The sequence below is a fragment of the Acinetobacter sp. P37 genome (genome assembly GCF_057480965.1).
Map to the genome: position 1 here is coordinate 1 of NZ_JBLIYY010000023.1, position 10509 is coordinate 10509.

Below are 10509 nucleotides of genomic sequence, written 5' to 3' on the forward strand. Positions count from 1 at the left end.
TGATGAAAATGGTGACTTTGTTGTTCCAGTCAGCCCTGCATTAACAGATGGCAACACTGCTGACGTTATTGCAAAAGATGAAGCTGGTAATGAGTCTGAGCCTGTAGAAATCACGGGCGAGAAAGATACGATTGCACCTGCAGTCCCAACCGATGTTGTAATGGGTGAAGATGGTTTAACTGTTAGCGGTAAAGCGGAAGCTGGTTCAACTGTAGATGTAACCGACAAAAATGGTAACGTTATTGGTACGGGTACTGCAGATGAAAATGGTGACTTTGCTATTGAGCTTAAGCGTCCGGTAACGGATGGTGAGGTCGTCGATGTCACTGCGAAAGATCAGGCTGGTAATACATCTGAACCTACAGAAGTTACCGGTAATAAAGATACGATCGCGCCAGATGCACCTGAAGTTGCGATTGATGATAGTTATTCTATTTTAACTGTGAAAACGGAGCCGAATGCAACTGTAAAACTTTATGATTCTGAAGGTAATCCAATGCTAGATAGCAACGGTAATCCAATAGAGATTAAAGCGGATGCGAATGGTGATGTAACTTATGAGTTTAGTCCGGCATTAGAGCGCGGAAGCGAGCTTAAAGTCACTGCCACAGATGAAGCAGGTAATGAATCAGCACCAGTCGATATCATTGTTGGTGTTGATGAGATCTTTGGGGCGGTAGATAATAATGTTGACGTAATCTTGGATGCCACACCTTCTAGAGAAGAAAACCAAACTCCGAGTGATTTAAATAAGAAGGGCTTTACTGTTGCAAATGTAGGGCTTGGACCTGTACTGGGCTTGAATGTATTGGCTGATGTTATAAAAAATTCAGTTCAACTTGAAGTAGGTAAAGACCAGGTTCGTGAAGTCACTATGTATGGTGATGCTGGTGGTATTCAAGTCCTTGCCACGATGGATCTGTATGTTTATAAACTTAACGAAAGTACAGGGCAGTGGGAACAACAATCAGTTACAAAGAACTGGGTTATTTCTTATTTACTTGGAGGAAAGTCAAAAGAAACAGATTTCACTTTGACAGAAGGGAAATGGATGTTTGTGATGGCTGGTGGTGAAGGTATCCAAGCATTGACTGGATATGGTCTCAACTTTACTAAAGATGTCGTTTTGGATTATGCCAATGCTGAAAGTATTTCTGGTTCTGCTCAAGGAAATATGATTACAGATGATGATTCTGAGTATGGTAGTGATGAGGTACCAGCGGGTAGTACCGTTACCCAAATTAAAGCAGAAGATGGCGAATGGGTAAGTACTTCCACTAGCGGTGAAATTCAGATTGAAGGTAAGTACGGTACCCTGACTGTTAAAGCGGATGGTTCTTATACTTATACTGTAAATGAAGATTTCCGCGGCTATGGTGAAAAAGATGTATTTACTTATCGCGTTACTTCGCCATCAGGAAAAGTCTCTGAAGCTGAATTAACCTTTGAATTAGATCTGACAGCAAAAGAGGATCGTATTGAAATTGATAATACGGTTATTCTAGATGTAGATCCTATCATTGCGTTTGATTCTGATAAAAGTTCTATTGCAGATGCTGTCGGCTTTAAAGTGATTGATATAGGTTTGTTAGGACCTATTTTAAGTGCAGAAGCCTTAGGTGGTGCTGGTGCAATGGAGTTTAATGTTGGTGAAAACGAAGTTAAAGAGCTAACATTCCATGGTAGTGCTGGCGGTGCAGCTGTAGGCGTTGGCTATGATCTCTTTATCTATAAATTAGATCCTGCAACAGGCAACTATAATCAAGTCCATGTTCAAAAAGACTGGTTTATGGCTGTTTTGTTAGGTGGAGTATCTAAACAATTGACTTTACAGTTTGGTGAAGGTGAATATAAAGCACTGTTACAGAGCTCTGGAGGTCTGGGATTACTAACCGGTGCTGGATTATATGTCGATCATGAAACAGTTTATGATTATGGAAGTCCAACCAAATTCACTGGAACTGTAGAGGGTGATGCAACGCCAGAAGACTCAATCATTTTATTGAAAGTAGATGGAGAGAATCTAAAAGTTGGTAAAGAAACGGTCATTCAGGGTGAATATGGTAAGTTAGTAATTTCTTCTGATGGAACCTATACCTATACTGTTGAAAAACCAGATAATGCTCCTCTCGACTGGAAACCACCTTATGGTGAAGTTGATCGCTTTAAATTGGTGATGCAGGATGAAAATGGTAAAACTACTGTTGAGTACCTGAATATTAAAGTGGGTACGCATTCTGCTGAGGATGACTTTGATATTGTATCTGTGTCTGAAACGAACAAGGTGTCGAAGATTGAGTATAACGAAGTAGATAAAATCGGTGACTATGGAAAATCTTATACAAAAGAATTTGACGTAGCGAAACATGATTTAGATGCAGGCGTAACACTCAAAATTACTGGTAGTCCAACTATTATAGGTCCTCTAGGTAGTTATCTTGTTCTGACTTATACATTAACGAATGCGACAACAGGAAAGATATATTCTGATCGTGTTGAAGCGGCAAGAGGGAAGGACGGAGCGCTTGAGTTTACCTTAGACAATTTGCCTGAAGGAAAGTATAAGTTAGATATTACTGCGCAAAATGGTAACTTAGAGAGTATCCATTTTGTGACAGATGAGATCATTCACTCTGAAGAGTACATAACAACTGAATTACCAGAAATCAAAGGTGCTCTGTTTGCCAATGATGAAGGTATTCAAATACTTGATACGTTGAGCTTTGGCAACAAAGTTGTTTTTGTCAATGATCCTAATCAAGGTGCTCAAACTATTACAGTTGAAGGTAATTACGGTACATTGGTTATTGGAAAAGACGGTAGTTACACTTATACCCCTAAAGGTGGTGTATACGGCATTGAGAAGTTTGTCTATGAGACGACTTCTAAGGTAGGAACAATCGAAACAGCGATCCTAGAAATCAATGTTGGCAAAACCGTAACTGCATCTGAACATGCTGATAGTGTGGATAGTTCAGCAGGTAATGATAGCTTTACTATGGGAACAGGTGGTGACACTGTCATCTTCGATCTATTAGCTGACGATAATGTTGGCGGTAATGGTCACGATGTTTGGAGTGACTTCAGTATGGAAGAAGGTGATAAGATCCAGGTGAGTGATTTACTGAGTGAAGGCACAACACTTGCTGATGCCATTACATTAACTGAAGATGCAGAAGGTAATGTCGTCTTGAATATTGACCGCGACGGTACAGCTGGTACTAGCTATCAGTCAGAATCATTCTTAACTTTGGTTGGGGTGGAGAAGACAGATACATTGTTAGATGACTTAATTAATAACGGTCATTTATTTTAATTAAATTTTATCTGAGTAATGAAAAAGAGGGTCTCTAGAGACCCTCTTTTTTATTCTATATTCTTTAATATTATTTTTATAAGCGTTATACCTGTAAATGAAATATTAAATAATATACAATAAGGCTGATTGGCAGGGTTAAGTATGAGAGCAATATGGCTATATCTAAATATAATGATCTGCAGGGATTTAAAATAAAACTAACAGATTGGTTATTCTCATTAAGAGAGAATCAGCAAGATTTTTATAGTGTATTTTTTTCATATGGAGATAAAAGTATACGCTGTCGTGTTTGGAATACAGCGGATAAAAATTACGATAAAGTAGTTAAAAGAACTCTGAATTTTATCGATAAATTATATGAAAAGAATAATCGGCTTCCTGAATTTTTAAAGTTTGACTTTGCAAAAAATATTGAAGAAAGAAAATGGACAGATCTTGTTAAAGAAGTAAGTGAGCAAAAACATAATAATCATTATCGAAAAGGAATTGCTTTTGATGAAAATTTAAGTATTTGCTTTTTGGAGCAAGAGATTTATGCAAAAGCAATTATTCGAGGGGTTGTATATAATGAACCCAATTTTTTTGATGAAAAAAATTTAAATGATGCTATTAGAAAAAAATATACCAATGTTAAGCCAAATTATTCACTAAATAAAATTGAAAAAGTCTGGGTGTTTGATACACAAGCTGTTTTTTTTGAAAACAACCAATTGATAGATTTAATATCTACGGGTCCAGAAAATGGTATACGTATATTAAAGGGTAATAAAAAAGAACATATAAAAGAACTTGTTTTAAATAATGCCAAGTTTTTACATAATGAAATTTTAGAGAGTGGGAGGCTGGTTTATGGCTATTTCCCTGCCTATAACCGGGAAATTAAAAGTTATAATACAGTCCGTCACTGTACTGCCATATATGCCTTACTTGAAACACTTGAAGTCAATTATAATGAAACATATCTACCGAAAATTAGAACTGCTATGCAGTATGCCATTGATCATTTATATAAAGAGGTAGATGGAAAAGCCTTTATGATTGATGATAATGAACCTGATCTAGAAATTAAACTAGGTTCAAATGCCGCTGCAATTTTTATGTTTGCTAAATATCAGGAAATTATTGGCGACTCAAAATACCAAAAGTATGCCGAAATGCTTGCTGAAGGCATTCGCTTTATGATTGATGGTAAAGGGGAGACGACACATGTATTAAGTTTCCCATCACTTGCAGTCAAAGAAAAGTTCAGAATTGTTTATTATGATGGGGAAGCTGCTTTAGGTTTACTCAGACTCTATCAAATTAATCAAAACCCAATTTTGATTGAAACTGTTAAATTAATGTTTGAGCATTTTATTACTAAAAAATATGATAAGTATCATGATCATTGGCTAAGTTATTGTACCAATGAGTTAACTAAGATTTGCCCAGAAAAAAAGTATTTTGAATTCGGTTTAAATAACTATTTAAAACACATGGATTTTATTAAAAATCGTAAAACAGCATATGCAACATTTTTAGAAATGATGATGTCTGCATATAAGATGGTGGTGCGATTAAAAGAGCAAGGATTTACCAATTTAGTTAATATGGCTAAATTCGATGAACTAAAAGACTTAATAGAACTACGAGTCGAATTTCAAAGAGCAACAGGGTACTTTTATCCTGAAATGGCAATGTATATGGCTAAGCCTGAAAAAATTCTTAATGCATTTTATGTAAGGCATGATCGTTTTAGAACACGTATCGATGATCAGGAACATAATTTATCTGGGTATGTGGCTTATTTAAATTATTTTATTTAGAGGTTGATAATGTTCTTTTTTCTAAGTGCAGGAATTGGGGAAAAGCTAACCGGTATTGAGCATGCGATTTTAAAAAGAAAACATGTTTTTGATAGCTGTAGTTTAGCGCATAAGATTGTAACCTTAAATTACAACGCTAATTATTTAAAGAATTTAAATATCCATCATATTCGAGCCGATAGTTTTCTGAATTTATATGACGATTACCAATATTTAATTTTTGCTGCTTTGAGATCAAATACTTTAGAAGATTATTTGAGTCATATTGCAGGAGAGGTTACCCTAGAAAAAAACAATGCTAATACAGATGTAAAAGTATATATAAATGGGAATTACCTATTTTATATCCACTTTTTCTCAAATGGGAATATTTCATACATTAATTATTTTGATAAAGCGAGAACGAAATTCAAGCGAGCTTTGTATACGGAGTCAGGCTATTTATCTAAAGAAATCTATTTAGAGAAAAACCAAGTCAAATCATGTCTTTACTATAATCAGCAGGGGATTGTGGTTTTAGAGGAGCACTACACCCAAGATAATCAGCTTAGTTATTTAAGTCTAAAAGAATCCAATGGTTCATCTTGTTTTTTTCAAGATCGTGATCAGTGGATTAAGCATTGGTTTCAAAAAATTATTACCTCTTATAAGCAGCCCGTTTTTTATGTCGATAAAAACAGACTTTATAATCATATTTTAGTGGAGTTAAAGTCTCCTGCATTTAAGTTAATTTCGATTTTCCATAGCGTGCATGTCAGTAATCCTCAGAAGATGGGAGACGGGCGAATTAACTCCAATTACAAAATATCTTTAGCAGAAACAAATAAATTTGACGGTTATATTGTATCCACAGAGCAACAGCGGCAGGATCTTTGGGCACGTTTTGGTTCAGAATTAAAAATTTGGGTGATTCCTCCGACATTTGCCCACATAGAATCTGAACTCACTGTCAATGCCGTAGCATCCCCATTCAACGTCATTTCTGTAGGGCGATATTATGTAGAAAAAAGACTTCATCATATTATTCAGGCTGTTGAAATTTTAAAAGAAAAGTACCCTGAAATTCAGCTTGATCTTTATGGTTTTGGTGACTCTAGAGATAACTTTATATATGAAAAAGAAATTCGCAAATATGTAGATGATCACGACTTAGAGACGAATGTACATTTCAAAGGCTATGTGCACAATATCTCGGACAAAATCCGAAATGCACATGTCTCTGTTGTGACGAGTACAATAGAAGGTTTCTGTATTGGAATTTTGGATAGTTTAAGTGTAGGAACGCCTGTAGTGGCCTACGATATTAAGTATGGTCCAAATGCACTAATTGAACAAAATCTTTCTGGTGTTTTAGTTGAAAATGAAAATATTCAAGCCTTAGCTATTGCAATCGAGCAATGCTACTTAAACCCACATATGAGAACCCATGCGATTAAGTCGGCGAAAAAATATGATTTGAATGGCTATAAAAAGAAATGGTTAGATCATTTGTTGGAGTTGAGTTATGTATAACTATTTAGTACAAAAAAATGGTGTGTTATTGCCGCACTCCAAACCCCAATACGTCGATTTTTCTGACCAAAATGAAGGGCTAGGTCCACTTTTGGTGCTTTATGTAGTTTATAAGTTATTAGATGAACGTAAGTTAAGTTTGGATGATAGCGTTGAGATTACAGAGACGGCCCTCCAAGAAAGAGGGCGAGGTGTTGTTGGTTATGCATTACATGATAAAGTCAATTTATTACAAGTATTAATGCATTACAAAGTAACAGCGGGTGTAGATTCTCTATTTCTTTTGGCTCAGCATGTTTATAATAAGACCCAAAAGCGCATGAGCCATTATTTTGAAGAGTTAATAAAAAAACATAACTTGAGTCCAAATAGTGCCAAAAATCTTTCAGGTAAAAAGAATTCAAAATTTATTCAGCAATATACCTTAAATGATGTGCTTAAAATCGCTGAATTAATGACTCAAATTAATCCTTTTTATCTGCAAATTTTAACGCTGGGTAAAATTGCATATAAAGCTAGAAATTTTCTAAGCCCAACATTTTTACTCGATCAAGGCAAGGTTACTTACTTTTTCAGCTTTCTTAATATTTCCATAGCATGGCAAAAGCATACATCATCTGATTTTACGATTGTCATTACACAGGGAATCGAGAGTAGTTTTCAACAAGATTCTGTGATTGAACGGCACTTATTGGGCCATGAAGGGCTGGATCGACTTATTTCTGATTTAAATGTAGTGACTACCCTCAATCAAGATCGTGCCATTGTAAATATTATTGGCGATACCTATTTAGGTGAATATTACACTGAGCGACGTCGTAAACGAAAAGTATTTGATCCTTTATTGAATCATGGCTATGACTATAGCTTTGAAAAACTAAACTTTTTTTTAAATGCAGCCGATATTAATCTAGCCAATCACGAAGCATGTTTTGTAAATAATCAAATTCAATCTCCCTTGGTTGGATTGAAAAAATTTATATTGGGTGCACAGGATGTACCAACAGTCAATGCGCTTAAAAAAGCCAATATTCATTATTTATGTTTAGCAAATAACCACACTGCTGACTTTGGTGCAGTAGGTATCACACATACACTAAAAACGTTGCAAAATGCGCAAATACATTATGTAGGAGTAGGAGAAAATGAGTTTGAAGCATGCACGCCCATGAGAATTCAGATTAATGGTCGTATTATTTCTTTCTATTCTGGCTATTGGCATCGAGCCACTAACGAAAAAATATTTAAATTTTATGCCACACCTTCTTCTTCTGGTGTTGCGACCTTAGAAAGTGTGTTGTATGAAGCAGTTGCATTAGAAAAGCAAAAATATCCATCGCATTTTATTGTGGTGTTGGCACATTGGGGAGTAGATTTCTTACCGACTCAAGCCTATCAAAAAACACTCGCAAACCGATTGGTTCAACAGGGGGCAGATTTGATTCTAGGTCATGGTGCTCATACTTTACAGTCGATGGAAACGATCCAAGATTCAACCGTTATTTATAGTTTAGGTAATGGTATTTTTAATAGCGATGGTGAATATGATGGTTATCCAGATGCTTTGCCATTTGGCATGATTGCACAATTGATTTTTGAGAAAGATAGTTTAAATCTACGCCTATTGCCAATTCAATCTAATAACCGTGAAACCATGTGGCAACCCGATTTTGTACAATTAGATGATTTTAATCAAGTGGCTGATTATTATGGAGATATCGATTTTAATGCTATTAACCGCGCGCAATGGCCCTATTATTTCGAGAAAAAAATTCTCTAGTTTAGCGGGACTTTAATTTTTGATAATGTTCTTTAATGATCTGAATTTGTTGATCATTAAAGCCTATATTACGTTGCCCACCACTGCCGTCACAGCCACCTTTACTTGCCATCAAGTTAGTGGTGTCTTTAAATTTTGCACCTTTAACACAAACATGACGTAAACCAAAGGCATGTCCCATTTCATGGGGGAGAGCAGCTTGAATGTTGTAATTTAGTCGCTCCCAATCAAGTAGTATGATAGGTCGTCCATTGTTATGAAAGCCCCAACTATCTGCTGCCTTAAATCCTGATTTTGAGCTGTAGCTATCAAAAATAAATATATAAACTTCAGCTTCTTTACTCTTTGATGGAAAGCACTGCCGGAAAATTTTAATAAGTGCCGGTCGTTCCATAGGTTTAGGGCTTTCTAAAAGATGGCTGAGTTTGCAGTTTAATTGTTTGAATTTTTGATATGGAATGTATTTATTTAACTCGAATTTAAAAATGGGTTGATTTTTCTCAGTGACAAAATAGCGATTTAAAATATCTACTTCTTTTTTGATTTGGCTTAGGTTATCAAATTTTTGGGCTTCAACGTGGTTAGTTGAAAATACAAAATTTACTTTAATAATGGGAAGTGCCATCGCACATTCTCCAAGAAAGAATAGAGGAATAGTTGCTAGTATTTTCATATTAATCATATTATTTTTCGGTGGTGTTTCAAAAAGTATGCTGAGAACAATATGGCTTTTGATAAAATAGAGGTATGAAAATAACGCTACAAATCAAATGTCCTACCTGTCTAAGTAACAATATAAAGAGAAATGGCATCAAAGTAGATGGGAACAAAACCATCAGTGCAAAGATTGCAAACGTCAGTTTATTGGTGATCATGCATTAAGCTATCAAGGGTGTAACTCAGGTATTACCGGCAAGATATTACATTTAATGGTCAGAGGAAGCGGTGTAAGAGATATTGCTGAAGTCGAGCGTATCAGAATTGGCAAGGTATTACGAACCTTAAGTGAATCGATCTATCAGATTCAGCCTAAACAAAGTCACTACGAATGTCTTGAAGTCGATGAACTTTGGACTTTTGTAGGGAATAAGCAAAATAAACAATGGCTTATTTATGCCTACCATCGAGAATCTGGAGAAATTGTTGCTTATGTTTGGGGTAAGCGGGATTTAGCAACGGTTCAACGTCTTAGAGCTAGACTTAAAAAGCTTGGGGTTCAATATGCTCGAATTGAGAGTGATCACTGGGATAGTTTTATCACAGCATTTCAATGTTGCAAGCAAGTGATCGGTAAGTTTTTTACCGTCGGTATTGAAGGTAACAATTGTAGAATTCGTCATCGAATCAGGCGTGGATTTAGGAGAAGTTGCAACTTTTCTAAAAAGCTCGAAAATCATTTTAAAGCCTTTGATTTGACTTTCTTTTACCTTAATAACGGATTTGTTTAACGCCAGCATACTTTTTGAAACACCACCGATTTTAAATTAGAATAACTAAAAACTATAAAAAATTGGAAGAATAAAATTTAAAAAGATATTTTATTACAAATGCTTACTAACTTTATTTTGATTTGTGAAATAAAAAATAAAAAAGTGTTATAACTATTTGTATTAATATTTTGACCTAATTTTGTCATGAGTTTTGATCAAACGATAAAAATACTCTCGTATTTTTTTATCAATTTGTTCTACCCTTATCAACCAAAACAGAAGACTTGGAATACATCAAAGCTAAGCTGAAACAACTAGAAAAAATCAGGCCAGGCAACAACAAGAGTAAGCAGAATAATTTTAAAAAAATTTATGTAAAACTCTGGCATCGTATTTTAGAACTTTTGAAAACAGATAGAGCAGTACGTGCAAATGTCCAATATATTCCGCAGATTCAGCTTATTTGCGATATGGAAAAATATATCGATTCAAAAATGGCATTAGAAATTTTTAATACACGTAAGGAACTCACTACACCACTACTACTTGAATTTTTTGACATACGTAACGATGAAACGAGACAAAAAGTCATGGAGAAATGTTCTAAGAAGCAGCTTGGTATGATCGAGACTTCAACTTTAATCAATGCAGAGCAAGAGTGAA

Annotated in this window: 7 protein-coding genes; 6 read left to right on the forward strand and 1 reads right to left on the reverse strand. The window is 35.2% G+C overall.

Features of this window, described 5'->3' with window-relative positions:
* The 4 genes from AC25JC_RS15725 to AC25JC_RS15740 all read left to right on the forward strand — a co-directional run.
* The coding region (locus AC25JC_RS15725; protein ID WP_486924395.1) for a BapA/Bap/LapF family large adhesin at positions 1 to 3316 on the forward strand (3316 nt) is incomplete at its 5' end.
* A gap of 155 nt (positions 3317 to 3471) precedes the next feature.
* Positions 3472 to 5124, forward strand: a complete 1653-nt coding sequence (locus AC25JC_RS15730; RefSeq protein WP_486924396.1) for a poly alpha-glucosyltransferase — start codon at positions 3472 to 3474, stop codon at positions 5122 to 5124.
* Positions 5125 to 5133: 9 nt separating this feature from the next.
* On the forward strand, positions 5134 to 6636 hold the full coding sequence (locus tag AC25JC_RS15735) for a glycosyltransferase (RefSeq protein ID WP_249681918.1): 1503 nt from the start codon (positions 5134 to 5136) through the stop codon (positions 6634 to 6636).
* Positions 6629 to 8416, forward strand: coding sequence for a CapA family protein (locus tag AC25JC_RS15740; protein WP_486924397.1), 1788 nt, complete (start codon positions 6629 to 6631; stop codon positions 8414 to 8416). The genes AC25JC_RS15735 and AC25JC_RS15740 overlap by 8 nt, the downstream gene beginning before the upstream one ends.
* 1 nt (position 8417) lies before the next feature.
* On the opposite strand, the gene AC25JC_RS15745 is transcribed toward AC25JC_RS15740, so the two are convergent.
* Entirely contained in the window at positions 8418 to 9041 is a 624-nt protein-coding gene (locus tag AC25JC_RS15745) for a metalloprotease (protein ID WP_486924398.1), read from the reverse strand.
* 122 nt (positions 9042 to 9163) lie between these two features.
* On the opposite strand from AC25JC_RS15745, the gene AC25JC_RS15750 reads away from it, so the two are divergent.
* Positions 9164 to 9864, forward strand: a protein-coding gene (locus AC25JC_RS15750; RefSeq protein WP_486924399.1) for an IS1 family transposase whose coding sequence is annotated in 2 segments (ribosomal slippage) — positions 9164 to 9242 and positions 9242 to 9864 — 702 coding nt in all. Because the reading frame shifts where the segments join, the coding sequence is not laid out codon by codon here.
* 266 nt (positions 9865 to 10130) lie between these two features.
* The gene (locus AC25JC_RS15755) at positions 10131 to 10508 is read left to right on the forward strand and encodes a hypothetical protein (protein WP_486924400.1); all 378 of its coding nucleotides are present in this window, start codon (positions 10131 to 10133) and stop codon (positions 10506 to 10508) included.
* Position 10509 lies beyond the last annotated feature (1 nt).

What these genes read in the sequence shown, in the direction of transcription:
- AC25JC_RS15730 (WP_486924396.1), top strand. Translation starts at nt 3,472, where the DNA reads ATGGCTATATCTAAATATAATGATCTGCAGGGATTTAAAATAAAACTA.
- AC25JC_RS15735 (WP_249681918.1), top strand. Translation starts at nt 5,134, where the DNA reads ATGTTCTTTTTTCTAAGTGCAGGAATTGGGGAAAAGCTAACCGGTATT.
- AC25JC_RS15740 (WP_486924397.1), top strand. Translation starts at nt 6,629, where the DNA reads ATGTATAACTATTTAGTACAAAAAAATGGTGTGTTATTGCCGCACTCC.
- AC25JC_RS15745 (WP_486924398.1), bottom strand. Translation starts at nt 9,041, where the DNA reads ATGGCACTTCCCATTATTAAAGTAAATTTTGTATTTTCAACTAACCAC.